The organism is Veillonella parvula (genome assembly GCF_048309325.1).
GTDB classification, from domain to species: Bacteria; Bacillota; Negativicutes; order Veillonellales; family Veillonellaceae; genus Veillonella; species Veillonella parvula_T.
On the sequence record NZ_DBFBTX010000005.1, the window covers coordinates 195,212 to 220,497 of the forward strand.

Here is a 25,286-nt window from a genome sequence, read left to right on the forward strand (position 1 = left end):
GATGATTGTAGAACTTATTTCTACAGGTTCAGAATTATTGCTAGGTGATACAGTAAATACGAATGTATCATGGCTAGCACAAGAGTTGAATAAACTAGGATATACCATTGCCCATCAATCGGTGGTAGGTGATAATCCGAAACGAATGGCTGAAGTTTTTCAGCTCGCTAGTACGAGGGCTGATATCGTTATTAGTACTGGTGGGCTAGGACCAACGCAGGGCGACATTACACGTAATGTACTTGCCGATTCAATTGGCAGACCTATTGTGTTTAATCAAGAGGCCATGAACGAGCTTGAAAGGTTTTTTAAAAGTGTAAACCGTACTATACCCGATGCGAGTCGGCGAGAAGCACAATTACCAGAAGGGGCAAAGGTATTATATAACCCTGTTGGAGTTGCTCCAGGTGTAGTCGTTGAAGATGGCGACACTACGTACATACTTTTACCTGGACCTCCTGGAGAAATGAAGGGCATGTTCCAAGAGAGCGTAGTTCCTTATTTAAATGGCCGATTTGGTTCTCAAGGTGTTGTTACATCCTATCGTTATGGCGTATATGATATTCGTGAAATTGATTTAGAAAGCACCTTGATGGATCTAATTAAGAAGCAATCTAATCCGACCATAGCTTTGCTCATTAAAAAGGGCTACATTGAGGTTCGCATCACTGCTAAGGCTGAAACATTAGAAGCGGCACAAGACCTGCTTAATCCTTGGGATGCAATCATACGAGAACGCTTAGGCTCTCGCATAGGGCGCAACTTAACAATTTCTATGGAGGAAACATTAGGTCGAACCTTGTTAGAGGAACATAGTACTATTAGTACTGCTGAATCATGTACATCAGGATTGGTTGGTAAATTACTGACTAATGTCAGTGGCAGTAGTGAGTACTATATGGGTGGTGTCATTTCGTATAGTAATGATGTGAAACATCGTGTTTTAGGTGTACCACAAGATATGTTAGATACATATGGCGCTGTTAGTGAACAAGTGGCTAAGGCTATGGCAGAGGGGGCACGAACTGTTGGCCAAACAACATATGCTGTTTCTACAACGGGGATAGCCGGTCCTGGTGGAGGAACTCAAGAAAAGCCCGTTGGACTAGTGTGGTTTGGTGTTACTGGTCCACATGGCACAGTGGCCCATAAAGCTAATTTAATTGGCAATCGAGAAGATATTAGACAAAGTGCGGCAGAGCTAGCACTATACTATGTTTATACTTATATAACAGAAAAGGAGAAATAAAATAATGGCTGTAGATGGCAGACAAGCAGCGTTGGATAACGCGTTAAAACAAATTGAAAAAGATTTTGGTAAAGGTGCTATTATGCGTCTTGGTGAAGCGGCAGATCGCATGAATGTAGAGGTGATTTCCTCTGGTTCTCTTGCTATCGATATTGCTGTTGGTGTAGGTGGTTTCCCTCGTGGCCGTGTAATTGAAATCTACGGTCCAGAATCTTCTGGTAAAACAACAGTGGCTCTTCACGCTGTAGCAGAAGCTCAAAAACAAGGTGGTATTGCAGCATTTATTGATGCGGAACATGCGATGGATCCTGTATATGCTCGCAACTTGGGGGTAGACATCAATAATTTGTTGATTTCTCAACCAGATAATGGAGAACAAGCTCTAGAAATTACAGAAGCTCTTGTTCGCAGTGGTGCAGTAGATATTGTTGTAGTTGACTCCGTAGCGGCGTTGGTTCCTAAAGCGGAAATCGATGGCGAAATGGGTGACGCTCACGTAGGCTTACAAGCTCGTTTGATGAGTAAAGCTTTGCGCAAATTGACTGGTATCATCAGTAAATCCAAAACTGTTGTCATCTTTATCAACCAATTGCGTGAAAAAGTAGGTGTTATGTTTGGTAACCCTGAAACAACAACTGGTGGTCGTGCATTGAAATTCTATTCCTCTGTACGCCTCGATGTTCGTAAGGGTGAATTGATTAAGGCTAACAACGAAAACGTAGGTGCCCGTACTAAAGTTAAGGTTGTTAAAAATAAAGTAGCACCTCCATTTAAAACAGCTGAGTTCGATTTGATGTACGGTGAAGGTATCTCTAAAACTGGCACACTTATTGATATTGGTACAAATATGGAAATTATTAATAAATCTGGTGCTTGGTACTCCTATAATGGGGAACGTATGGGGCAAGGTAAGGAAGCGGCTAAACAATACTTGTTAGAGAATCCACAAATAGCTGATGAAATCGATCGCATTATTCGTGATACATTGGCTGTTGGCACTGAAGAAATCGATGTAATTGGTGAAGAAGTAACTGAAGAAGTATAATCATGAGTGACGAAACGATGCAAGCTGCTATGGATCAAGCGTATCGCTTCCTAGCTCAGCGCTTCCTTAGTTCTTATGAGCTGACGCAAAAAATGAGACGTAAACAATTCGAGGACCCTATCATTGAGAGGGTCCTTGAGCGCCTTAGAGATTATGATTACATTAATGATGAACGTTTATCTGAGCAGGTATTAGCCTATTTGATGAAAGAACAGAAATACGGTGCTTATATGATTAAGCAAAAAATGAAACTTCGAGGACTTGCGATTCCTCAAGAAATTTCTGCTTATGATGAGGTAAAAGCTGCTTATCGGGTGGTAGAGAAAAAATTTGGTTCTATTCTTAATGAAGAACGGACTCCTCGGGTAAAGGTATTTAATTTTCTCAAATACAGAGGTTTCTCAACAAGCACAATTCAAATTGTATGCAATGATTTTTATGACTAAATTATGCTTTTTAAGAGGCCTTGATAGGCTTGTAAAATCTTGACAGAAAGGGCTTTCAAGTCTAAAATTAATAATAGCCTTATTTATTTATATGATGATATGGCTAATTGATAATTTAATGCATAAAGGGCATAAAAAGGAGCATGAAAGCTCAATTTTGAGAACTTAAAAGGAGGTGAAAGAAATTTTAGAGTATAGTCTAATTGCAGTGGTAATGGTACTGATTGGACTAGGGGTAGGCTATTTTTTAAGAAAAAATATTGCTGAAGGAAAACTGAATCAAGCTGAGCAAGAGGCTGCACGCATCATTGCAAATGGTGAACGCACAGCTGAGTCTAAAAAGAAAGAAGCTTTATTAGAAGCGAAAGAAGAAATTCATAAGCTCCGTTCTGATGTGGAACGAGAAAATAAAGATCGTCGTTCTGAACTTCAACGTATGGAACGTCGTATTCTTCAAAAAGAAGAATCTTTGGATAAAAAATTAGACAATATTGAGCACAAAGAGGAAGCTTTACATCGCAAAGAAGCTGACTTAGCCCAAAGCCGTGAAAAGGTAGAAGCTTTGTATGAAAAACAAATGGCAGAATTGGAACGTATTTCTGGCATGACGTTCGAAGAAGCAAAAAATATCTTGTTAACGAATGTGGAACAAGAAATTCGCCATGAAACGGCGATTATGGTTAAGGAAATGGAGCAGCAAGCTAAGGATGAAGCGGAGAAAAAAGCGAAAGAAATTATCTCCTCTGCCATCCAACGTTGTGCAGCTGACCATGTAGCGGAAACTACCGTATCCGTAGTGGCATTGCCTAATGATGAAATGAAGGGGCGCATTATTGGTCGCGAAGGCCGTAACATTCGTGCACTCGAAACATTAACAGGTATTGATTTGATTATCGATGACACGCCAGAAGCAGTTATTCTTTCCGGCTTCGATCCAATTCGTCGTGAAGTGGCTCGTATTGCACTGGAAAAATTGATTGTAGATGGTCGTATCCATCCGGCTCGTATTGAAGAAATGGTTGGTAAAGCTCGTAAAGAGGTGGACCAAACTATTAAAGAGGCTGGTGAACAAGCGACATTTGAAGCTGATGTTCACGGCTTACATCCTGAAATTGTTAAGATTTTAGGCCGTTTGAAATATCGTACTAGTTATGGTCAAAACGTATTGAAACATTCCATTGAAGTATCTCATTTAGCAGGTTTAATGGCAGCTGAACTAGGCTGTGATGTAACTTTGGCTAAACGAGGTGGTTTGATTCATGATATTGGTAAAGCATTAGACCGTGAACTTGAAGGTTCTCATGTTCAAATCGGTGTTGATGTGGCTCGTAAATATCGTGAAAGTGCAGCAGTAATTAACTGTATTGGTGCTCATCATGGTGATGAAGAGTTCCAAACTGTAGAAGCTGTATTAGTAGCTGCCGCTGATGCTATCTCCGCTGCCCGTCCAGGAGCACGTCGAGAAACATTAGAAAACTACTTAAAACGTTTATCTAAATTGGAAGAAATCGCTGAATCCTTCGAAGGCGTTGAAAAATGTTTTGCTATTCAAGCCGGTCGTGAGATTCGCGTTGTAGTAAAACCGGATAAGATTGATGAAGCTGAGTCTACATTACTTGTTCGGAATATCGTAAAACGCATCGAGTCAGAACTTGAATATCCAGGCCAAATTAAGGTCGTAATTATTCGTGAAACTCGCGTTGTGGATTACGCAAAATAATATGCTATAAGCGATAAGTATAGGCTGCAATGTTTTCATTGCAGCCTATTGTTATCAAAGTTTCGGTAATTACATATTGCTATATACGGCGTATAGGAATCATCATGTACATTGCGTTGTAGATGATGATTCCTATGATTCGTATCAAGTTTTTATGCTTTTTTAATAATTTAATTGATTAAAATGCTTTACAAATAGAGGATTTTTTATTTGTATATAGAATTAATATATATATGGGGAAGGAGGCGTTGGCTATGAGCCGATATTTTGAAAATGAGTTGATTGAACAAATCAAAGATGCTAATGATATCGTGTCAGTTGTATCCGAGCATGTAGCCTTAAAGAAACGCGGCAAGAACTATTGGGGTTGTTGTCCATTTCATAATGAAAAAACGCCATCCTTTAGCGTAGCCCCTGAAAAGGGTTTTTATTATTGTTTTGGTTGCCATGCATCAGGAAATGCTATTAAATTTCTTATGGAGTTAGAGCATTTAACCTTTGTAGAAGCTTTAGAGCGGCTAGCTAATCGGGCTAATATTCCATTGCCAGAGGCGAAACTTTCACCTGAGCAAAGAGCTAGAGATGAAAGACGCAAAAAACTGTATGAAGCTTCTGATTTAGCGGCTACTTTTTTCCATAACTGTCTTACTCAAACTTCTATTGGTAAAGTGGGATTAGATTATTTGAAAAAGCGAGGACTCACACAAGCGACCATAGAAACATTTAAGCTTGGTTTTGCTCCTAATGGTTGGGATAAGTTATATCGTGCCTTTCATGACCGTGGCATTGATGATTCCATTCTTTTAGAGTTGAATCTTGTTCGAAAGAATCAAAAGGGTCAATTTTATGACTTCTTCAGAAATAGAATTATGTTCCCCATTATGGATGGTAAAGGGCGAGTAGTTGCTTTTGGTGGACGTGTTATGGATGACAGTACACCAAAATATTTAAACTCTCCAGAGTCATCAATCTTTGAAAAAGGTAAACTTCTATTTGCTTTTGATAAGGCTTATAAATCTATTCGTGAGGAAAAACAAGCCATCCTTGTAGAAGGCTATATGGATGTTATATCTGCTCATAACCATGGTGTTACTAATGTAGTAGCATCATTGGGGACTGCTTATACAAGGGATCATGGACATATCTTGATGAGGCAGGCTGAAGAAATCGTGTTAGCTTATGATATGGATGGTGCTGGTCGTCAGGCGGCTGCTAGAGCTATTGAATTATTGCAAAATACGGATTTTAAGGTGCGTGTCCTTGCCATGCCAGACGGCAAAGATCCAGATGATTATGTGCGTAATCATGGGGGACAGGCATTTAAGGAGTTAGTTGCTAAAGCTGTTAAGCCTCTTGATTATCTATTAAGTGAGTCTTTAATTAAACACGATACAAATGATACAGAGGGTAAGCAGGCTGTTATGGCAGATGTTTTCCCATATATTGCAAATATAGATAGTCAAACACAGAGAGATGATGCTTTAAAAACATTGGCATTGCCATTATGGCTTGATAATAGTACTATTTTTAGATACTTTAGAGATTATGTGAAAAAAGGACAAATTGAATTAGTGGATACGGCATCGACACCTTTACCAACACAGGATTTACCAAGAGGAGATGCGGAAAAATTATTGCCCTTAGCTTTCACAGATGGCGAAGTATTACAACATATGATGAGCTATTTGCCATTAGAGGACTTTGAAAAAATTGAATATCGAGGTATAATAGAAAAGCTATTCAACTTGTATAAGTCCGAAGGTCGTCTAGATGAAACTGCAATTCAATCTGTTTTATCTTCTCAAGAATACGATATTTACTCTAGGTTGGTCGTCATGAGTGACGATGAATATAAGGTACAAGTGCCTGCATTAATCCGCAAGATAAGGCTCCATTCATTGCGTGAACAGTATAAAGCGCATTCGATTATGGCGGATCAATTAAAACGAGCAGGAGATTCGACGTTTATTAGCGAATTACATAAGTGTCAAGAAATACAGAATTTAATTAGAGAATGGTCTAAGTAAATCATTAATGGTTAAAAAGGAGAGCGCTGTGGCTAAGAAAGTACAAAAAAGTCAAATAGAGGAGATTGTTGAGCAACTTCTTGAAAAAGGCCGTAAGAGCGGTGTGTTGACACAATCCGAGATTTCAGATGCTCTTCATGAGCAGACGGAAATTACTGCGGAACAATTAGATGATATTTATACGACTTTGGGTAAACTGAATGTTGAGATTGTGGCAGATATTGATGCAGATGATACAGATAGTCATACAATTGAAACAGATGAAGATGAAGACGAAGTTTCTAGTGAGAAGAAAATTTCTATCGATTTAAGTGTTGATTCTGGTGTTAATATCGATGACCCTGTACGAATGTACCTAAAAGAAATTGGTCGCGTACCATTGCTTTCAGCTGACGAAGAAATCGTATTAGCTAAGCAAATCGAAGCTGGTGCACAAGAGGATGCTACATATAAGGATATTCAGCTTAGCAAAAAGGCTAAGAAAAAATTGGTAGATGCTAACTTGCGACTAGTTGTAAGTATTGCGAAACGTTATGTAGGTCGCGGTATGTTGTTCTTGGATTTAATCCAAGAAGGTAACTTAGGTCTAATCAAAGCGGTAGATAAATTTGACTATACTAAGGGTTATAAATTTTCTACATATGCTACTTGGTGGATTCGTCAAGCGATTACGCGTGCTATTGCAGACCAAGCTCGTACGATTCGTATTCCTGTACATATGGTAGAAACAATTAATAAATTGATTCGTATTTCCAGACAATTGTTGCAAGACAAAGGTCGTGAGCCATTGCCAGAAGAAATTGCTGAAGGTATGGGAATTACTGTAGAGCGGGTGCGTGAAATTCAGAAAATTGCCCAAGAGCCAGTATCCTTGGAAACTCCGATTGGTGAAGAGGAAGATTCCCATTTAGGGGACTTCATCGAGGACCAAGATGCTATTGCTCCAGACGATGCAGCTAGCTACATCTTACTGCAAGAGCAGATTGAAGATGTATTTACATGTTTAACTGATCGTGAGCAACAAGTATTGATTTTACGTTTTGGTTTGAAGGATGGTAAGCCTCGTACATTGGAAGAAGTTGGTCAACATTTCAATGTTACACGTGAACGTATTCGTCAGATTGAAGGTAAAGCGCTTACTAAATTGCGCAATCGCGGTAAACGTGATAAAATCAAAGACTTCTTATAATATTTTGAAACTCTTAAGGGTTGTAATGCAGTGTTGTATAGCACTGTATTACAACCCTTTTGTGTTATAATAAAAAATGGTAATATCTTACAATAAAAAGCGTTTTATGATAAGACTTATGTAGTAGAGAAGTGTCTCATGTAATAGCGATAAGTCTTATGTAATAGATATAAGTTGAAAGCTTATGTAATAGATAGGAGATATAATGTTTACAGTTACTAAACGGTTAGAGGTGAGTGCATCTCATCAATTACAACTAGATTATCCGAGTAAATGTCAAAATCTTCATGGGCATAACTGGATTATTACAGTTCATGCTCGTTCTGAAGAGTTAGATCATAACGGGATGGTCATCGACTTTACGATTATTAAAGAAAAAATTCATGGTCGCTTGGATCATCGCCATATCAACGATGTACTAGGCGACATTAATCCCACTGCGGAGAATATGGCAAAATGGATTGCTGATGAATTGGGCCCAAAATGCTTTAAAGTAGAGGTTCAAGAATCTGAAGGGAACACAGCTATTTATGAACGTGATTGAGATTTTTTCCTCCATTGATGGGGAAGGTAGTCGGCAAGGCTTGCTGACTACATTTTTACGCCTCCATGATTGCAATATTCGTTGTTCCTATTGCGATACGACTTATAGTTATGGCATTGATAGTGTCTTTACAGAGATGACTGCAGCTGAGGTGGCGAATGTTATTGAAAGCTTAGGTAATCATCGAATCACTATTACTGGTGGGGAGCCCTTATTGCAAGAAGCAGCTGTAGTAGAGCTAATCGATGAGCTAAATCGCCGAAATCTTCAAATAATGCAAGATAATACATCAGGTCAAACTGGTTTAACTTGTATCAATGGTGCAGATAAATTTGATAAACGAGAGATGCTTAATAATAGCCCTTATGATTTCAATATTGAAACAAATGGCACGATTGTACCGAGCTTTCAGAGAGAGAATGTGTGGTTTACCTATGATTATAAAACACCGTCCTCTTTAGCCGAAGAGTCTATGAATGTAGGTATATTCAAGGCGGCTACAGAACGAGATCTCATCAAGTTTGTCGTTGGCTCCCCAGAAGATTTAGATTGTATGCGTCGTATAATTGACCAATATCCTACAGCGGCTCAAATATATGTATCGCCTGTATGGGGACAGATTGAGGCGGCATCGATTATCGATTATATGAAAGCATATAATTTACAGAATGTACGATTTCAACTGCAAATCCATAAATTTGTCTGGGATCCAGATGCAAAGGGTGTATAGTATTGTTAGGATGTGTAGTGTCAGTATCTTTTCTAATGCATAGTATGATATGAGGTCTGATGGAATCTTGATATAAAGGGGTAAATATGGATACAAAAAAAATAGAATCGCTTATATATCAGTTGTTAGAAGCATTAGGTGAGGATCCTAATCGGGACGGTTTGTTAGAAACACCGAAACGGGTGGCTCAAATGATGGAAGAGGTATATGAAGGCATTCAGTATACAAATGCTGAAATTGCAGAAATGTATGGTAAAACCTTCGCTGTAGATACAAATCAAATGGTAGTAGTAAAGGATATTACTTGCTTCTCTCATTGTGAACATCATATGGCATTGATGTATGATATGAGTATCAGTATTGGGTATATACCAAAAGGTCGTGTCATAGGTTTATCTAAGATTCCTCGCATAGCTGAAATGTGTTGCAAGCGTTTACAACTACAAGAAAAAATTGGTGAAGATATTGCGGAAGTAATTTCTTTAGCGACAGGGTCTGATGATGTTATTGTGCACATTATATCATCTCACAGCTGCATGAGTGCAAGAGGCATTAAATCTACAGATAGCCAAACGACTACACTAACTACTAAAGGCGTATTTAACGAAGATCATATGATTCACCGTTTTATGCTAATGAAACAGTCTTAAGATTTGAGTTGCCTTGACTAAATGATAGTCTATTCGGTATAATTAATAGGCTAGAAACTAACTGAGGGCCTATAGCTCAGGGGTAGAGCAACCGGCTCATAACCGGTCGGTCCCTGGTTCGATCCCAGGTGGGCCCACCAATATGTTGAAATGCGAACCAGCGGCGCACTGAGTGCTAAATGCTGGCAACTCATTTTTGTAATTAAATACGATTTCGACCCTATCACTATAGATAGTAACGCTCTTAATGAAAGTATCAAGAATACGAGAGCGGCCTGCTTTGGTGGTAGGGTTTTCTTTTGCCATTCTCTCGAGAAAGTACTCGATATGATCCGCTGTAAATTTAATAGGTATAAGAGCGCTCTCATGGTTCGCTTTTTGCTCTAATAGGTTATTGCGTTCGCTCTCGAGGTTTTCTATTTCGCCTTTTAGGCGTTCCGTGATAAAACCTTGCTTAATTGCTGTCATGCAGTTATCTAATTCTGTATCTATAGCCTTAATTTTATTATTTATGCCCTGTATGGCCGTTTTAGCCTCTTGGGTAGTGTTATTATACCCAGACATAACTAAATCGACTATACGAGCGATATTTGAGGGCTGATTTAGAATTTCGAGCGTTCTGTTAATAACTAAGTCCTCGAGTTCATCACGGCGAATATTTGGCGCTGCGCAAGTATGGTGTTTTCGGCGATTAGTACATACGTAATAATGGTGCTTTTCTTTATTTCTTGATGTGGCTGTAGAGCCCATATAATGGCCGCCACATTCGCCACAAATGAGCTTGCCACATAGATTATACATTTCAGAGCGTCGGCCCTTATTTCTAATTCGTGTAGGCATAATAGTTTGTACCTCGTCAAACACCTTTCGAGATATGATAGGCGGCACAGCGTTTTCAATGCGAACATCTCCCCAGCTATACACGCCTATATATTTCTCATTAGACAGGATATTCTTAATTACACTCGGCGAAATCTTGCGGCCTTTCTTAGTGAGATAGCCCTTACTGTGCAAAATATCGCTAATTTTGGCTATAGAGTGCTGTTTGAGATATAAGTCATATATTAACCTTACCGCCTTAGCCTCGTGAGCATTCACGGCTAAATGGTGGCTTTCTGTTAAGTCATAGCCAAGAGGAATAGCCGCACCGTTCATCTTTCCCTTTAGGGCGTTTTCAGTCATTCCACGGAGCACCTTTTGCGATAGCTCAACGCTGTAATATTCAGCCATACCCTCGAGCATGCTTTCTAAGATGATACCTGCAGGCTCATTGGTAATATGTTCCTTTGCGCTTAATACTCTAACGCCATTACGGCGCAATATGCCCTTATATTTGGCGCTATCCTCACGGCTACGGCTGAACCTATCTAGCTGATACACAATCACATAATTAAATGATTGATGAGCGCTATCACGGATCATTTGCAAGAACTCTGGGCGGTTATCCGTGCGAGCAGAGAGAGCTCTATCTGTATATATCTTAGTAATTAATATACCCTCATGTTGAGCGTACTCGGTGCACTCTCGTATTTGGCCCTCGATTGACTCGTCTCTTTGTTTATCAGATGAATAACGAGCGTATATAACGCCAGTTTGTAAATCTTTTGTATTTGTCATTGTGTGATATTCCTTTCAATAGTATAATCTCATTAGAGAAGATAAGACATGTGTTGTCCGATAACCGCCGATGTATACGTTCGGCGGTTATTTTATTTTAGGTAGAAATAAAGCCCCTTGATAGGGGCTCTTTTTTATTGGGCTGCTGGCGGTGTAAATTTGCCTATGCGTTGGGCATTGCCTAGCGCTATCATAGCCTCTAAATAACCATATGTATTTGGTTGCAATTCAATTCGCTTAGGTGGCTTATGGTTAGACTGTTCTAGTACTTTACCATTTCGGCCGTCTATGAGGTTTGTTTGTGTTAATTCCAACACTATGCTGCGATTATTGAAGTCATAATAATAGTGTTTTACAAACTCCGTGATGATGAAATTTTTATAACTTGGCATATAGCTATATATTGGTGTAATGATTTCTAGCGTATTGTTACCTGTATTTATAACTTGTACATCAATAGGCATAAACTGCTTTTCATTCATCGCATTAGGTAACTCTATATAGCTATTATAATTGGACAATTCTGGCAAAGTGATAGCTTGCGCTGGCATAATAGATAAAATCAATAATGCTGTAATGATAAGTTTCTTCATGATTTTACCCCTTTTAATTAATATAACACCCTGTACTCTCAAATATTTTCAACAGATCCACCGTGTCGGTAAAAGTAAGCTCCCGTTCATTCTTGATTGAGTCAATCATCATTGGTGAGTTTCGCAAGCAGGTATGCGCTACTAATAAAAAAGCGAATTTATTTGCTTGATATTCTTTTTCTTTTTTATCCCTATCTGTCAATAGGTCAATATCAAATAAGTTATATCCGCCTTTATGCAATATAACATGACCTAATTCATGCGCTAACGCCACCTTTTTTTGGTTCGCGTCTAGCCGTGAGTTAATAATGACATCCCTGCTGAACGGCGTTCGAAGTAACATCCCCTTAACCTTTAGCGGCATTGCTCTGTAATGGACATCAATATGCAATTTGTACGCAATGACATCTGGATCGTTCGACTTCATCTCTTTAATAACCTCTAACACTTTTGGCAACATTCGTCGCATAATACTACCCCCCTAATTTAATTTCACCCATGATAATACTTTTATTTCTTTTTACGCGATAACACCCCTTGAATTACACCCTCAATAATATTCTTTTCTTCGTCATTCAACTCATAATCACCGTAGAACATCACGCTATGGCTACCTAATAATTTTTTTAAATCCATATTTTGAGCGTTCTCTTTTACGTCAATGCGAGAGGATGCTTTTTTATTTTGCGCCGCCGCACCTCTTAATTGCATGGCGACGTATATATCGTCAATACTTTCATCGTCGTAGTGCGAGAAATCTGTATCAACACCGCAGCTTTTTATAAAGCCTATCTTTTGTTGACGAGCAGAGTCGAAGTCGTCAACTTCGCCAGTTAAATAGTATACAGACACACCGAAATAGTCCGCTATCCTTTTTAGTTTGTCAAATTTTGGCGATGAGCGGCCTTTCTTCCAGTCTGTAAGCGAGGCCGTAGATATTCCTGTATCTTTACCTAGCTTATAAGCACTGATGTTCTCTCTCTTGATTAATGTTTCTATGCGTTCCCAAACTATATTTTTATTCATTTTTAAGCCTCTGTTTAAAATTTTTATGAAAGCTTAATTGGACTATCTCGCAAATGTGAGTTATTATGTAATCACAAGATAGCTAACAAATGCGAGATAATCACAAAAACACTCAAATTCGTAAATATTAGCTAACAAATATTAACTAATTCAAATATATCAGAAAAGAGGTGAATTTACAATATGTATGAAAAAATTGACAAGCTGTTAAAAGATAACAATATTACGCCTTATAGAATGTGCAAGGCATTGGATATTAAAACATCATCCATGACGGCTTGGAAACAAGGCCGATACAAGCCGAGCTTAGATAATCTTAAAAAGATTGCCGACTTCTTTGGTACTACGATTGATTACTTTTTATAAAAGGGGGTGAAAAAATGAACGAATTACAAGTATTTAATAATGCAATGTTTGGGAATGTGCGAATTATCCTACAAGATAATGAGCCGTGGTTTGTAGCAAAAGATGTATGCGATTGTTTGGAAATCAAAAATACAACAGATACGCTAAAGCGATTAGATGAAGATGAACGGGCTAGATTAAATCTAGGGCGTCAAGGTGAGGCGAACGTTGTTAATGAATATGGCTTATATAGCTTGGTAATGTCAAGCCGCAAACCAGAGGCAAAAGAATTTAAACGCTGGATAACACACGAGGTGCTCCCTGCATTACGCAGAACAGGCAGCTACGCTTTAAATATTCCTAGAACCTTGCCAGAGGCTTTGCGAGCTTATGCAGATGAGGTAGAGCAGCACAATAAAACTAAAGCCTTAGTTGAGGCGCAGCGGCCGAAAGTGCTTTTTGCCGACGCTGTAAGTTCTAGCGTTACCGATATTTTAATCGGTGATCTAGCAAAACTCTTAAATCAGAACGGCCATAATATTGGACAAAATAGACTGTTTGAGCGGTTGAGAAACGAGGGCTTTTTAATCTCAAGAAAAGGCGGCTCTTACAATATGCCAACTCAAAGAGCTATGGAAATGGGGCTTTTCAGAATTAAAGAAACCGCTATCACTCATTCAGACGGCAGAACCAGCATAAACAAAACGCCTAAAGTAACAGGCAAAGGGCAGCAGTATTTTATTAATCGGTTTATAGGTAAATGATATGCAGCTACTTATAGACTCAATATATGAGTTTTACAATAACCCTCAAAATATAAAAGATTTTGAGGCATGGAAAAAAGAAAGGGATAAAAACCATGAAAAAGAGAGTACAGCAGTTAAAGCGAGCTCATAAATTAATGGGCTGGGTGTACGGCGACATTCTAAGCCAACTGGTATATCACTTTAAAGAAAGGAAATAGTAACGATGATGACTCAACAATTAAAAGCAAGACACAGAAAACCGATGAAAGCTAGACGGCTAGGCAAAAGTGATGAGCCTACATCGTTACAAATGGCTTTATTCACTTTTTTAACATTGGTTTTTTTCTTTGCCACTGCTTACTGGTGGTGTACAGGTGAGGCTCTTATTAAATGGTAGATCTAAGTATAAAAAAAGAGCCATTCACCAAAGGCGAACGGCCCTATATTCCAATCAATTAAGAAAGGAACATCACACACTCTAATTTTATATTAATTATCGTTAAAAGTCAAAGAAAGGACATTACACAATGAAAAAGATTTTTGACAGTAAAAGTGCTACTCGTGAAGAGTGGCTAAAGGTTCGCAAGCTAGGACTTGGCGGCTCTGATATGAGCGCCGTGCTAGGCGTTAATCAATGGCGCAGCCCTCTCGATGTATGGCTTGATAAGACGAGCGATACAGTCGAAGAAAAGGAAAGCGAGCCAATGTACTGGGGCACTATCCTCGAGGACATTGTAGCGCAGGAATTTTCAAAGCGTACAGGCTACAAGGTACGTAATAACAATTTCACATTACAGAGCGAGGAATATCCATATTTACTCGCCAATATCGACCGAGAAATCGTCGGACTAGACGCTGGCCTTGAATGCAAGACGGCGAACGCATTCAAAGCCGATGAGTGGAAAGACGACAGCGTGCCAGACGCTTATTATGTGCAATGTCAGCACTATATGGCTGTTACTGGTAAATCTAGCTGGTGGATAGCTGCTCTTATTGGTGGTAACACCTTTGTTTATAAAGAGGTGCCACGAAATGAGGAGATTATCCAAGCAATTATTGATACTGGCCGAGAGTTTTGGCGGTTAGTGGAAACTAAAACCATGCCAGCGCCAGACGATAGCAAGGCTTGCAGCGAGGCACTCAAAAAACTTTATAAAAACAGTAACGGTAATGTTATTGAGCTACCTGCTGAATACGGCAACGCTGTAATCGATTATCTAAAAATCAAAGACCAGCTCACAGAGTTGGAGGCTCAAAAGCGAGGTATTGAAAATCTTTTAAAGGACTATATGAAAGATAACGAAAAGGCTACAGCTGGCGAGCATGTTGTATCTTGGAAAACTAGCAAGCCTCGTGAAACATTCGACAGCAAAAAATTCAAGAGCGATCACCCAGAAATGTATACAAATTACATCAAGCAGGGTGAGCCTAGTCGTAGATTTGAGGTGAAGTGATAAATGATTGAGGTATATAACCTAAGAAAATTACTCGAGGCTATTCCTGATGAGTTTGATGTAATTATCAGAACGCCCTTTGATACATCTAAGCATACAGCTGAAATAAAAGGGATATATATCGATTTTGAAAATGAAGTGTTAATTATTGGGGAGATGAAAAAATAATGGAAAACACAGAAAAAACAACAATTGAAACAACGGAAAATAAACCTAAGCGGAAAGTTCTTTTAAAAAGAATAGAAGAGCTAGAACTTGAACTCAAAAAGGCGAATGATACAATTTCTAGCCGAGATTGGTCTATTCGATGTAGAGAAAGAGATCTAGATAACGCAAAAGGTGAAGTGGCGCAATTAAAGGCTTATATTGCAGGTATTAAAGGCGACGCATTCCCAGAAAGCGAGGATAAATAATAATGGCAACAACAACAGGAATTGAATTAAAGAAAAACACTATCACAGCCGCAAAAGAGGCTAAAACATTAAAAGGTATGCTCGAAAGCCCAGCATACAAGAAAAAATTTGAGGAAATGCTAGGCAAGAAAGCAGCTGGCTTTATGAGCAGTATTATTGCAGTTACAAATAACAATAATTACTTGATGAAAGCAGACCCTGCCACAGTCATTGGGGCAGCGGCACAGGCGGCTATGCTAGACTTGCCGATTAATCAAAGCTTGGGCTTTGCGTATATTGTGCCTTATAAAGGTGCTGCACAGTTCCAACTTGGCTATAAAGGTTATATCCAACTAGCTCAACGCAGCGGCCAATATGTAGACATTGGAGCTAAAACAGTATACGAGGGCGAGCTTGAATACGAGAACCGCTTGCTCGATAAATTTAAGTTCGGTAATCGTACAGGTGATAAAGTTATCGGTTATCTTGCCTATTTCAGACTCACAAACGGCTTTGAAAAAATGCTATTCATGACGCTTGACGAAATGCAAGCGCATGCCAAAAAATACAGCCAAAACTATAAGGGCGGCACCGATAAATGGGGCCTTGCTGATTTCAATGTTATGGCTGAAAAAACCGTTCTCAAACGCTTACTTTCCAAGTTCGGCCCTCTAAGCATTGAAAGCGTTCAAATGAGCCAAGCATTAAGTAATGACGGTGGCGTAATCAGCATGAATAAAGACGGCGAGTTTGACGTCGATTTCAGCGGTGAAACTATCGACGCAGAATATGACGAACCAGCAACAGAGACGAGCGGCGACACCTACAACGTAGCAGGCGAGATTATCGACGCCAACACAGGCGAGGTAGTCGGCCGTGAATAATAATGACAAAATGCTCGCTCAATTCGGCGCTGACTGGGTGAAAGTAAGGGATCATATCGCAGCGTTAAAGCTGTTCTATATTCCTTATACACCTACCTTTATGGTACGTACCGAAAAGGAAACAGGTGTTTCAGCTAATACAGTAAAAAGCATTTTAGACTATGGTCTACAGATTGGGCTATATGGAAAGACGAGCGATAGAGATTATATTACGTTATCACCTATTAGATAAGGAGTTTTAATAATGGCTAGACCTAAAGCGAAAGGGGTTGAGTACTTCCCTCTTGATGTAGGGTTTTTAAGTGATTTGAAAATAAGAAAAATCATGCTTTCGTGTGGGGCCAGCTCTATTGCTGTGCTGATATACATATTCGCAGCGATCTATAGAGATGAGGGCTATTTCATGAATGTTAAAGATGATGATATAGCACTCATCGCTCTTGATACAAACCTCGATACAGACTATGTCAAAAATGTCATAAATCGAGCGTGTGAGGTAGGGTTATTCTCATTTAGAATTTACGACAATTTTCGAGTCCTAACGTCTGAGGGGATACAAAATAGATACCTTAAAATCACGGAGCGCAGAAAATCGGTAAAAATTAATGCTGACATTAACCTAGTTAATGTTGACATGATGTATACAAAAACTAGGGTTAATGTTGCAGAAACTATAGTTAATGTTGCAGAAACCCCAGTTAATGTATACAAAAGTACACAAAGTAAAGTAAAGGAAAGTAAAGTAAAAGTAAAGGAAAGTAAAGTAAAGAAAAGTAAAGAGAAAAATACAGTAATTCAAAACGATGTATTCTCAACTTGGTTTAATACTTTCGGAGACATCTCTTCTTTTATAAAAGAACTTTTAGAAACCCTTACCGATGAATATGGAGCAGAGAAAGTGATCGAGGCGATTAACATTACACATGATAGGGGGAAAACATCAATTAAATATGTTGAGGGGGTATTGAAGAATAAGAGGCTAAGCGATGAAACAACTAGACGTAACAGCAGCAATCGAAAAGCTAAAGATGAGGCAGTCGACTGGAAAGCAGAGTACGAAAGGGCACACGGACAAAGCTGATTATGAATTTATTCAGCCTGTCTATAACGAGCCGATTGTCATTTCAAAGGATAAAGGGAAAGAATATGCAACGGCGGGCATACCTCGCCGCTATTACGATATGAGCTTTGAGTGGCTAAAGCAAAATGGGAAATTTCCAAAGGAAAACGCCGAGGCATATCGAATAGTGATCGATTATAGGCAGAACCTAAAAGAAAATCTAAGCACAGGTAAGGGCCTTATATTGAGGGGCCCAGCTGGCACAGGAAAAACCTCTCTCGGTGTATGCCTGTTAAAAGAGGCCCTAGTGATTGGCAAAGGGGTATTGATGATCTCAATGCCAAATCTCTTAGACAATATGCTCACCTTATCCAAGGGCGATAGCGTGGCATTCATGAGCTACGAGCAAAAGCTGCGGAATGTACCGCTCTTACTCCTCGATGATTTTGGGGCTGAATACTCAAAATCTGAATGGGTGAGCGCAAAGGTCGAGAGTATCATCATCGACCGCTACAACCGAATGCGGCCGATTATCCTCACCACTAACTATAGCGATAGCTGGACAAAGGATAACTACAGCCAGCGTATATATGATCGCTTACGAGGTGAATATCAAGAGGCTGTTTTTATGGGTGCCTCTCATAGATGATAAAAATTCATTTAAACGCCCTATAAGACGAGTTTGAAATTCTCACGATAGGAATTATCGAGCGAATGGCTAAAGGCGGCAAAATAACGAAATTTTCCGCATAGAATTAGAAAATAATTTAAAAGATATAGAGGTGTAAAGTTGGAAATTGTAATATTGGGCCAACCAAGAACGAAAAAGAACAGCAGCCGAATAGCACTCATCAACAATAAACGAGTACTCTTACCGTCAAAAGCGTTTAAACAGTATGAGCAAGTTGCTCTCATGCAGCTGGGGCGAGTGCAGGCTATTCATGGGCCAGTATCGGTGCTGTGCCGCTATTATTTACAAAACCGAGCGCATTGGCCAGATTTGGTAGGCCTATTACAAGCAACTAGCGACATACTGCAAGCGGCTGGCGTGATTGATAATGATAAGTACATCGTCAATTATGACGGCTCGAAAATTGCAGGCATTGACAAAGACAGACCAAGGGCCGAGATCACTATTCAGCCAGTAAATGATGATACTGTCTTACTCGATGAATACGCGCAGCAAAAAGCTAGAGAGTGCGACACCACTCAAAAGCTTAAACGCCGAAAGGTTGCGCCAACTAGGAGCTATGGAAAGCTCAAAGCCCCTACCTCTATCTCTTATAAAGAATTTAGAAAGCTATTTCAGAAAGGACATCACACACCATGAATGAGAATGAAAAAGAGTACAGGTTGCAACTGATAGGTACTATTGGCCTTGATGTTTGGCTCAATGCTAATAGCGAGACTCACGCCGAAAAATTAAAAGAACAAGTGCTAAAAACTATCAATGATCAAATCACGATTGACTGCGGCAAGGTAGACAATACGCTCGATGTATACGTTGATTGTGTAGAGCTTGAAATTGACAAATTAGTAATTCAAGACTAGCGAGGTGCTTATGAACAGAAACATAAAAGCTGAATATGACGGTAAGCACTTTACACTTACAGCAGAGAATTGTAACACAGTAGAGCTGTTATCCTTTGTGTGCGATGTAGCGGAGCAAGCCTTATGCATTATTGCTGGCAACGATACAGAGCTATTTGATGAGGCAAAAGCGGCGCTTATTGACGAAATAAAAGGAATGGGAGTGCTAGATAGTGAGCGAGTTTTACAGTAATGGGAAATAAAGATATGAAAATATTAGATGCTTGCTGTGGCTCTCGTATGTTTTGGTTTAACAAGGAACATGAAAGCGCTTTATATATGGATAACAGAACTTTAGACACCACGCTATGCGACGGCAGAAAGTTAGTAGTAAGCCCAGATATAGTAGCAGATTTTACAAGCATTCCTTTTGATAATGAAACATTTTATCTAGTTATCTTTGATCCGCCGCATTTAAAACATGTAGGTGAAACATCATATTTAAAAGCTAAATATGGAACACTAGGGCCAAACTGGAAAGACGATATTAAACAAGGACTTTCAGAGTGCTGGCGAGTGTTAAAAGAAAATGGAACATTAATTTTTAAGTGGAACGAGGAACAAGTACTATTTTCAGATGTAAAAGCGTTATTACCTAGCGAGCCTGTAATTGGCCAACGTAGGGGTAAAACAATCTGGCTTGTATTTTTTAAGGGATAAAAGGAGTTAACAATGGAAGAATACAAAGATTTTCAAGCACACAATGGGCTGGTAAGCAATACGCCACGTATGGACGGCGAACAATGGAAATTTGAATTTGATAACGGATATGGCGCCTCTGTAATTACTGGCGGTATTGCTTATTGTAATGAGGCGCAGCCTTATGAGTTGGCTGTATTAAAACATGGCGAGCTTTGCTATGATACGCCAATCACAGATGATGTAATCGGATATTTAACAAGCGACGAGGTATTCGATTTGTTAGATAGAATTGAGCAGTTATAGTGAAATAGAGTGGAATATATGAAATTTATAGATTTTTTCAGCGGTATAGGTGGCTTTCATAGCGGCTTAGAGCGAGCAGGCATGGAGTGCGTAGGCTGGTGTGAATTTGATAAATTTGCACAGGCCTCATATAGAGCAATGTACGATACAACGAATTTATGGTTCGGAAACGATGTAACAAAAGTTAGAGGCTGGGAATTGCCAAAGGCTGATTTATGGACTTTCGGCTTTCCTTGTCAAGATGTGAGTATCGCAGGGAAACAAAAAGGGATAAAACAGGGTACTCGTAGCGGTTTGTTTTATGAAATTATGAGGTTATTAGATGAGTGCAAAGAAAATAAACCCAAATGGCTTGTGTGTGAAAACGTTAAAAACTTGCTATCAATCGACAATGGAACAGGGTTCCTCAACGTTATCAGTGAAATGGCCGAAAGAGGGTACAATATCGAATGGAAAGTGTATAATTCCAAAGATTATGGAGTGCCACAAAACAGAGAACGAGTGTATATTGTTGGATATTCTGGAAGAGAATGTCCCGAAAAGTTATTACCTAAACCAAGAGAAAACTCAACAACTCTTAAACAAATCTTTGGCGGTTCCCAAGGCATGAGGGTATACGATCCAGAGGGAACAAGCTGCACTTTATCAGCACAAGGTGGCGGAATGGGTGCAAAAACTGGTTTATATACCATTACAGAAATTGGTGTGCATAATTTAGGAAATGTTACCGCATATAAAAATGATTACACAGTACACGCAAGCGGTATAGCACGTACATTAATGGCGTCTGCGTATAAAAATGTTCCGAAAGTTGTCTTGCCTAATATTGATAGGCGAGTACATCGTATAGGAAATGGAGCACGTTGTGAAAGCGATAATTTAGGCGTGCTTGTAAATGGGAATGGGGAACCGATAAGAATTAGAAAACTCACACCTAAAGAATGCTGGCGTTTACAAGGCTTTACAGATGAACAATTCGAGAAAGCAGCGACTGTAAATAGTAATAGCCAACTATATAAGCAAGCTGGTAATGCTGTTACTGTAAACGTGGTAGAGGAAATAGGAAAACATATTATGAGTATCGAGAAAGAGGGAAAAATATGAAAGCATTATTATACACAGTATCCATAGTACTTATTCTAGCATTGAAAGTTGAGCTTATTGCGCTCGCTATTGCGGCGGTACTTTGGTTAATTGGACTATTCGGCGTAACTGGCGGCGATGTATTGCGATTGATTGGCTTAACTCTTGGTACATTCGCAGTGTCATTAGCGGCGTATGTGAGCGCCGACCTTAGGAAGTAGGCAAGTATGAATAGATTTGAAAGTATCGAAAATTTAGAGCGGTTAAGAATGGCTTTAACTATTGTTATAGATAACGATATAATCATTCCCAGCGTTGAGCAAAGAGAAAGTGTTTTGACGATTGGCTTTATATATGGGTATATCTGGCGTTATAAAAATTGCTGTGTAAAAGTCGATTTAAGCAGCATAGTCAGAGCTGAAATTTTAGAGAATAACGAACTAGATAGCTATATCGAGGCTACGAGGTCATATGTAAAAGGCGAACTGTATCGATTAATGGGCAGAGAGGTGAAAAATAATGCTATGTAACATGGAAGAGTTAGCGAAACATGGCTTTGATGAGTTCGAGATACATCAATATTCAAAAGGTGCTAGTTTAATCTTGAAATGCGCAGATTATATCACGAACAAAGAGCTTGATAAGGCTCTAAATTACGCTCGAAAGATTGCTAAAGATAGGCCTTATAGAGTGTTCATCAAAGTTAAAGATAGCTTAGGCTATAATGTGATAGAGGTTATGGACATAATCGACCTCAGATTATTGGACAGCAAGATTAAACTTACCGACAATAGCTATACAATGGGTAAGCGGTTAAAGGTAGTAATGAGATAAAAGGGGGAATATAAATGCCAAATTGGTGCGAGGGCTGGGTTAAGTTTAGAGGAACACCGGAAGAGATATGTAACTTTATCAAAGGTGAGTTCAATGAAGCTCTTCCGAAGATTGATGGCGATATACTAGAACCGAATATACCGCCCTATGTCGCATGGTTTAAATCCGTTCATAGGTCATATATAGCTCGTTGTGATATACCAGAGGCAACGAGTGATATAGAAATTGATAGTGATTTTGTTATCTTTACAGCTAAGGTCAGACATGCATGGCAAGTAGATATGAATGGGTACTCTGCGATTGCTAAGAAGTACAACATAGATATCAGAGGAAAATGCTATGAAAAAGGAATGCTGTTCACAGAGGGATTTGAGTTCAGTCGCAATGGTGAGCAGCTGAGTTATGAGATTAAGAAATTCAAGAAACAAGAGTTATGGGATTGGGAATGCGAATGCCCAACATTAGGCGGTTAAAGGTTGATTATATGCAAATAAAAAGCAGCGATGATCTCGCTATTAATGGGAAAGCTGGAACACTTAAGCCAGCCCTTGTAGAGCGTGGAAAAGAAATATTTATTATTTGGTATGACGGCGACTTTGATTTAAGGCTCAAGTTTAAAAAGGAATTTCTTAACAATATACCAGAGGAAGTTTTAGAAAGCCTAATAGGATATGTACAAATGCGATTTGATAAATTTATCGGAAGGGAGTACTTAAATGAACGATAAAGAGGGCTGTAAATGGCTGTTACAAAAGCTATACAATAAAGGAGTTAGATACATCGTATTCGATAGCGTGCTTGGCATATATTTTGGCGTCGATAAACCGCTTATAAAATATGGCGATAGGTACGATTATGGCGGCGTAAATAGATATGGGGTAGGGCTTATTGCTGATTTACTGCCAGATTTTAACGAGCCGAATTATCTCGATATTGGCAAGTATCTCGGTATTGTTGACTGGAGCAAGGTGGCTGTAGATACGCCTATCAAAGTTAGATATAATAACGGCGTAGTTGTAAATAGACATTTTTCAAAGTTTGCATACGGAGAGGTGTATTACTTTAGCGACGGCCGAACAAGTTGGAGTGAGCTTGGAGAAAATAGAACTGTGCCTAAAAATGTAAGGTTAGCAGGTGGCGACGATGAAAACTGATACTTATATCGTAACTCTTGAGAGTGGCTGCTATGAATGGACTCGAAAAAACGAAATACACGGCTTAAAAGAGGCAAAAGAGGAAGGTTTAAAAGAGGCTCAAAGGTGCGGAAAGGATATATTTTATCTGGTTCGCTGCTCTCAATGGTGGCCTAATACTGCTGGAATGGCTGATTACTTAATCAGTTGGGTAGATGGGCTACTAAGAGATGAAATTTTCGACTATAGAACGCTTGACGATGTGCAAGCAGGGGAAATAGAGGAATTAGACACAGCGCTCGATAAACTAATTCGTCAATGGCTCATAAGGAATAATCGCATACCGAATGGCGTGTATTTTGAGGAAGAAATTATTTACAAAGTCAAGAACGGAAAGGCGGTTAGAATTGGAAAATCAGAATAACAATGATCGCCTACATTTTAAAGGCTATACAGATTATGGACGAATGCAAAAATTAGAAAAAGCACGATTGGCGGCACACTTTGCTGTTGAGGAAAAATTCAATAGGCGCATAAACCTTATGTTCGTAACCTCTATTGTGTTCAGCGTTCTGGTGGCAATCGGAATGATACTATTATTGGCTGCTGGTTTTCGCTATATATGGGGGTGATTGAATGGAATGTAAGGGGCGTACTTTTACCGAGTCAGAGGTAGAGGCTATCGTTAAGATTGCAGCAGAAACAGCAGCACAAACGGCCTTAACAGAATTTAATAGGCGCAATGAGGATATGCTCGCCAAGAAAAACGAAAGAGCCTATAAGAATACTACAACGCTACTCGAGGGCTATACGGCCATGAAAGCACATTGTAAGAGCGCTATTGCAAAGGCAGAGGATACTCTCACGCCTAGTGATTTACAAACTGTGTTGTATGAGGTATTCAATCGCAGAGGGTTACTACAGATTGAAACCATTCTCGCAAGTAAGCGGCGTACCGAGCTAATCATCGAGCATATAGACAAAATGCTCGAGGTGTACCGCATAACCTGCATTAACAATAATAAGCACTATTGCGACTGTGTAATTGATAGGTATATCAACGACTTAACGATTGCAGAAATCGCAGAAAAGAATAACACGGTAGAGCGAAACGTATATAGGTGGTTAGATAAAGGGATAGATGATTTGAGCATATATTTATTTGGTGCATACGCTCTATAAATTGTCATAAAGCTGTCATATTCAGTACTAAATATATGTGGTACTATGTTAGTGGTGAATGGTGATTATACGTTTCATTCTATCCTTCTTTCAACTATAAATATACTAACAACGCAAAAACACCTCGGCAGAGATTATGGTACTCTGTTCGAGGTGTTTTTGTATTTACACATATAAAAGAGGTGAGATCGTGGCGACAAAGAAAAAGAGTAATGCAGGCCGAAAAGGCTTATATAAAGAATGGCTAGAGGCCGACAGTTTAATCAAGCTCGAGGGCTGGGCTCGCAACGGCCTCACAGATGAGCAGATAGCGCATAATATCGGCATTACTACTACAACTCTTTATGATTGGAAAAAGAAATATCCTCAATTTGCGGAGGCCATAAAAAGAGGTAAGGAAGTAGTAGACATTATGGTTGAAAACGCCTTGCTTAAAAGTGCTATGGGGTATTCTTATGATGAAGTTACACAAATTGGAATGGAAGATAGAGAAACAGGAGAGAAAATATTAGTTCCTGTTAAGGTTGTTACTAAACACGTGCAGCCTAACTCTACCTCTCTTATTTTCTGGCTTAAAAATAGAAACCCAGAGGCATGGCGAGATACTAAAGTTGTAGACGCAGCCGTGCAGGTGAAAAACCCATTTGAGGGTATTGATACGGCTGATATTAAAAAGCTCATAGGCGACGAATAGCAGCAATCTGTATATAGTCATGCAAAGGGGGTGATGGGGTGCAGGTTCGAGATCACAAAGAAAAAATCATACAGCTAGCAAAACGAGAACTCGCAAGACGTGAGTTCT

The 25,286-nt window shown here is 39.3% G+C and carries 38 protein-coding genes and 1 tRNA gene; 35 read left to right on the forward strand and 4 right to left on the reverse strand.

Translation table 11 applies throughout. The annotated features are described in order from the left end of the window. Position 1: 1 nt before the first annotated feature. From ACMKPP_RS05515 to ACMKPP_RS05560, 10 genes are all read left to right on the forward strand, one after another. A complete protein-coding gene (locus tag ACMKPP_RS05515; RefSeq protein ID WP_314050843.1) occupies positions 2-1,249 on the forward strand; it encodes a competence/damage-inducible protein A in 1,248 nt (415 codons plus the stop codon). A gap of 4 nt (positions 1,250-1,253) precedes the next feature. After that, entirely contained in the window at positions 1,254-2,294 is a 1,041-nt protein-coding gene (gene recA, locus ACMKPP_RS05520; protein ID WP_004696404.1) for a recombinase RecA, read from the forward strand. Between the two features lie 2 nt (positions 2,295-2,296). Continuing rightward, the gene (locus ACMKPP_RS05525; RefSeq protein ID WP_418369394.1) at positions 2,297-2,740 is read left to right on the forward strand and encodes a regulatory protein RecX; all 444 of its coding nucleotides are present in this window, start codon (positions 2,297-2,299) and stop codon (positions 2,738-2,740) included. 175 nt (positions 2,741-2,915) lie between these two features. After that, positions 2,916-4,460 (forward strand): ribonuclease Y, encoded by a 1,545-nt coding sequence (rny, locus tag ACMKPP_RS05530; RefSeq protein ID WP_008601359.1) that lies wholly within the window; start codon positions 2,916-2,918, stop codon positions 4,458-4,460. Between the two features lie 254 nt (positions 4,461-4,714). Next, complete coding sequence (dnaG, locus tag ACMKPP_RS05535) at positions 4,715-6,487, forward strand: DNA primase (RefSeq protein WP_418369395.1); 1,773 nt, start codon at positions 4,715-4,717, stop codon at positions 6,485-6,487. 28 nt (positions 6,488-6,515) lie between these two features. Beyond that, the gene (gene rpoD, locus ACMKPP_RS05540) at positions 6,516-7,676 is read left to right on the forward strand and encodes an RNA polymerase sigma factor RpoD (RefSeq protein ID WP_004696398.1); all 1,161 of its coding nucleotides are present in this window, start codon (positions 6,516-6,518) and stop codon (positions 7,674-7,676) included. A 205-nt stretch (positions 7,677-7,881) separates the two neighbouring features. Beyond that, positions 7,882-8,220: a 6-carboxytetrahydropterin synthase QueD gene (queD, locus tag ACMKPP_RS05545; protein ID WP_012864569.1), complete on the forward strand. Its 339-nt coding sequence runs from the start codon at positions 7,882-7,884 to the stop codon at positions 8,218-8,220. After that, positions 8,207-8,950 (forward strand): 4Fe-4S cluster-binding domain-containing protein, encoded by a 744-nt coding sequence (locus ACMKPP_RS05550; protein WP_418369396.1) that lies wholly within the window; start codon positions 8,207-8,209, stop codon positions 8,948-8,950. The genes queD and ACMKPP_RS05550 overlap by 14 nt, the downstream gene beginning before the upstream one ends. An 86-nt stretch (positions 8,951-9,036) precedes the next feature. After that, positions 9,037-9,600: a GTP cyclohydrolase I gene (folE, locus tag ACMKPP_RS05555; RefSeq protein WP_287501481.1), complete on the forward strand. Its 564-nt coding sequence runs from the start codon at positions 9,037-9,039 to the stop codon at positions 9,598-9,600. Positions 9,601-9,665: 65 nt separating this feature from the next. Continuing rightward, a tRNA-Ile gene (locus ACMKPP_RS05560) sits at positions 9,666-9,740 on the forward strand. Here ACMKPP_RS05560 and ACMKPP_RS05565 read toward each other — a convergent pair. The 4 genes from ACMKPP_RS05565 to ACMKPP_RS05580 all read right to left on the reverse strand — a co-directional run bounded on the left by ACMKPP_RS05565 (position 9,697) and on the right by ACMKPP_RS05580 (position 12,836). Then, complete coding sequence (locus ACMKPP_RS05565) at positions 9,697-11,217, reverse strand: recombinase family protein (RefSeq protein WP_418369621.1); 1,521 nt, start codon at positions 11,215-11,217, stop codon at positions 9,697-9,699. The genes ACMKPP_RS05560 and ACMKPP_RS05565 overlap by 44 nt on opposite strands. Before the next feature lie 134 nt (positions 11,218-11,351). Continuing rightward, positions 11,352-11,810, reverse strand: a complete 459-nt coding sequence (locus tag ACMKPP_RS05570) for a hypothetical protein (protein WP_418369397.1) — start codon at positions 11,808-11,810, stop codon at positions 11,352-11,354. 13 nt (positions 11,811-11,823) lie between these two features. Next, entirely contained in the window at positions 11,824-12,279 is a 456-nt protein-coding gene (locus ACMKPP_RS05575; protein WP_418369398.1) for an ImmA/IrrE family metallo-endopeptidase, read from the reverse strand. Positions 12,280-12,320: 41 nt separating this feature from the next. Further along, on the reverse strand, positions 12,321-12,836 hold the full coding sequence (locus ACMKPP_RS05580) for a helix-turn-helix domain-containing protein (protein ID WP_418369399.1): 516 nt from the start codon (positions 12,834-12,836) through the stop codon (positions 12,321-12,323). Between the two features lie 183 nt (positions 12,837-13,019). Here ACMKPP_RS05580 and ACMKPP_RS05585 point away from each other — a divergent pair, with 183 nt between their 5' ends. The 25 genes from ACMKPP_RS05585 to ACMKPP_RS05705 all read left to right on the forward strand — a co-directional run bounded on the left by ACMKPP_RS05585 (position 13,020) and on the right by ACMKPP_RS05705 (position 25,178). Beyond that, positions 13,020-13,202 carry a helix-turn-helix domain-containing protein gene (locus ACMKPP_RS05585; protein WP_302131505.1) on the forward strand — a complete coding sequence of 61 codons (183 nt, stop codon included), beginning with the start codon at positions 13,020-13,022 and terminating at the stop codon, positions 13,200-13,202. Between the two features lie 14 nt (positions 13,203-13,216). Then, the gene (locus tag ACMKPP_RS05590; RefSeq protein WP_418369400.1) at positions 13,217-13,945 is read left to right on the forward strand and encodes a phage antirepressor; all 729 of its coding nucleotides are present in this window, start codon (positions 13,217-13,219) and stop codon (positions 13,943-13,945) included. Between the two features lie 205 nt (positions 13,946-14,150). Continuing rightward, positions 14,151-14,324, forward strand: coding sequence for a hypothetical protein (locus ACMKPP_RS05595; RefSeq protein ID WP_418369401.1), 174 nt, complete (start codon positions 14,151-14,153; stop codon positions 14,322-14,324). Positions 14,325-14,454: 130 nt separating this feature from the next. After that, positions 14,455-15,381, forward strand: a complete 927-nt coding sequence (locus tag ACMKPP_RS05600; protein ID WP_418369402.1) for a YqaJ viral recombinase family nuclease — start codon at positions 14,455-14,457, stop codon at positions 15,379-15,381. Positions 15,382-15,384: 3 nt separating this feature from the next. Continuing rightward, entirely contained in the window at positions 15,385-15,549 is a 165-nt protein-coding gene (locus tag ACMKPP_RS05605; RefSeq protein WP_418369403.1) for a hypothetical protein, read from the forward strand. After that, the gene (locus ACMKPP_RS05610) at positions 15,549-15,794 is read left to right on the forward strand and encodes a hypothetical protein (protein ID WP_418369404.1); all 246 of its coding nucleotides are present in this window, start codon (positions 15,549-15,551) and stop codon (positions 15,792-15,794) included. Before ACMKPP_RS05605 ends, ACMKPP_RS05610 begins: the two co-directional genes overlap by 1 nt. Positions 15,795-15,796: 2 nt before the next feature. Beyond that, positions 15,797-16,657, forward strand: coding sequence for a recombinase RecT (locus ACMKPP_RS05615; RefSeq protein WP_418369405.1), 861 nt, complete (start codon positions 15,797-15,799; stop codon positions 16,655-16,657). Next, positions 16,650-16,889: a hypothetical protein gene (locus tag ACMKPP_RS05620; RefSeq protein WP_418369406.1), complete on the forward strand. Its 240-nt coding sequence runs from the start codon at positions 16,650-16,652 to the stop codon at positions 16,887-16,889. Before ACMKPP_RS05615 ends, ACMKPP_RS05620 begins: the two co-directional genes overlap by 8 nt. A 12-nt stretch (positions 16,890-16,901) precedes the next feature. Next, positions 16,902-17,738 carry a Lin1244/Lin1753 domain-containing protein gene (locus ACMKPP_RS05625; RefSeq protein ID WP_418369407.1) on the forward strand — a complete coding sequence of 279 codons (837 nt, stop codon included), beginning with the start codon at positions 16,902-16,904 and terminating at the stop codon, positions 17,736-17,738. Then, on the forward strand, positions 17,644-18,366 hold the full coding sequence (locus ACMKPP_RS05630) for an ATP-binding protein (protein ID WP_418369408.1): 723 nt from the start codon (positions 17,644-17,646) through the stop codon (positions 18,364-18,366). Before ACMKPP_RS05625 ends, ACMKPP_RS05630 begins: the two co-directional genes overlap by 95 nt. Positions 18,367-18,507: 141 nt before the next feature. Then, positions 18,508-19,047 (forward strand): RusA family crossover junction endodeoxyribonuclease, encoded by a 540-nt coding sequence (locus ACMKPP_RS05635; RefSeq protein WP_418369409.1) that lies wholly within the window; start codon positions 18,508-18,510, stop codon positions 19,045-19,047. Between the two features lie 23 nt (positions 19,048-19,070). Continuing rightward, the gene (locus tag ACMKPP_RS05640) at positions 19,071-19,268 is read left to right on the forward strand and encodes a hypothetical protein (protein WP_418369410.1); all 198 of its coding nucleotides are present in this window, start codon (positions 19,071-19,073) and stop codon (positions 19,266-19,268) included. Positions 19,269-19,278: 10 nt separating this feature from the next. Beyond that, positions 19,279-19,500, forward strand: coding sequence for a hypothetical protein (locus ACMKPP_RS05645; RefSeq protein WP_418369411.1), 222 nt, complete (start codon positions 19,279-19,281; stop codon positions 19,498-19,500). Next, positions 19,500-19,967 carry an SAM-dependent methyltransferase gene (locus ACMKPP_RS05650; RefSeq protein ID WP_418369412.1) on the forward strand — a complete coding sequence of 156 codons (468 nt, stop codon included), beginning with the start codon at positions 19,500-19,502 and terminating at the stop codon, positions 19,965-19,967. Before ACMKPP_RS05645 ends, ACMKPP_RS05650 begins: the two co-directional genes overlap by 1 nt. Positions 19,968-19,979: 12 nt before the next feature. Continuing rightward, positions 19,980-20,252 (forward strand): hypothetical protein, encoded by a 273-nt coding sequence (locus ACMKPP_RS05655; protein ID WP_418369413.1) that lies wholly within the window; start codon positions 19,980-19,982, stop codon positions 20,250-20,252. Positions 20,253-20,270: 18 nt separating this feature from the next. After that, positions 20,271-21,356, forward strand: coding sequence for a DNA cytosine methyltransferase (locus tag ACMKPP_RS05660; protein ID WP_418369414.1), 1,086 nt, complete (start codon positions 20,271-20,273; stop codon positions 21,354-21,356). Then, entirely contained in the window at positions 21,353-21,556 is a 204-nt protein-coding gene (locus ACMKPP_RS05665; protein WP_418369415.1) for a hypothetical protein, read from the forward strand. The genes ACMKPP_RS05660 and ACMKPP_RS05665 overlap by 4 nt, the downstream gene beginning before the upstream one ends. Before the next feature lie 6 nt (positions 21,557-21,562). Then, complete coding sequence (locus tag ACMKPP_RS05670) at positions 21,563-21,865, forward strand: hypothetical protein (RefSeq protein WP_418369416.1); 303 nt, start codon at positions 21,563-21,565, stop codon at positions 21,863-21,865. After that, positions 21,855-22,169, forward strand: a complete 315-nt coding sequence (locus tag ACMKPP_RS05675; protein WP_418369417.1) for a hypothetical protein — start codon at positions 21,855-21,857, stop codon at positions 22,167-22,169. Before ACMKPP_RS05670 ends, ACMKPP_RS05675 begins: the two co-directional genes overlap by 11 nt. Positions 22,170-22,183: 14 nt before the next feature. Further along, entirely contained in the window at positions 22,184-22,642 is a 459-nt protein-coding gene (locus ACMKPP_RS05680) for a hypothetical protein (RefSeq protein ID WP_418369418.1), read from the forward strand. Positions 22,643-22,653: 11 nt separating this feature from the next. Continuing rightward, positions 22,654-22,896, forward strand: a complete 243-nt coding sequence (locus tag ACMKPP_RS05685; protein ID WP_418369419.1) for a hypothetical protein — start codon at positions 22,654-22,656, stop codon at positions 22,894-22,896. Then, a complete protein-coding gene (locus tag ACMKPP_RS05690; RefSeq protein ID WP_418369420.1) occupies positions 22,886-23,323 on the forward strand; it encodes a hypothetical protein in 438 nt (145 codons plus the stop codon). The genes ACMKPP_RS05685 and ACMKPP_RS05690 overlap by 11 nt, the downstream gene beginning before the upstream one ends. Continuing rightward, positions 23,313-23,726 carry a hypothetical protein gene (locus ACMKPP_RS05695; RefSeq protein ID WP_418369421.1) on the forward strand — a complete coding sequence of 138 codons (414 nt, stop codon included), beginning with the start codon at positions 23,313-23,315 and terminating at the stop codon, positions 23,724-23,726. Before ACMKPP_RS05690 ends, ACMKPP_RS05695 begins: the two co-directional genes overlap by 11 nt. Positions 23,727-23,938: 212 nt before the next feature. After that, positions 23,939-24,484 carry a hypothetical protein gene (locus tag ACMKPP_RS05700; RefSeq protein ID WP_418369422.1) on the forward strand — a complete coding sequence of 182 codons (546 nt, stop codon included), beginning with the start codon at positions 23,939-23,941 and terminating at the stop codon, positions 24,482-24,484. 190 nt (positions 24,485-24,674) lie between these two features. After that, positions 24,675-25,178 (forward strand): YpbB family protein, encoded by a 504-nt coding sequence (locus ACMKPP_RS05705; protein ID WP_418369423.1) that lies wholly within the window; start codon positions 24,675-24,677, stop codon positions 25,176-25,178. The last annotated feature ends 108 nt before the right edge of the window (positions 25,179-25,286 follow it).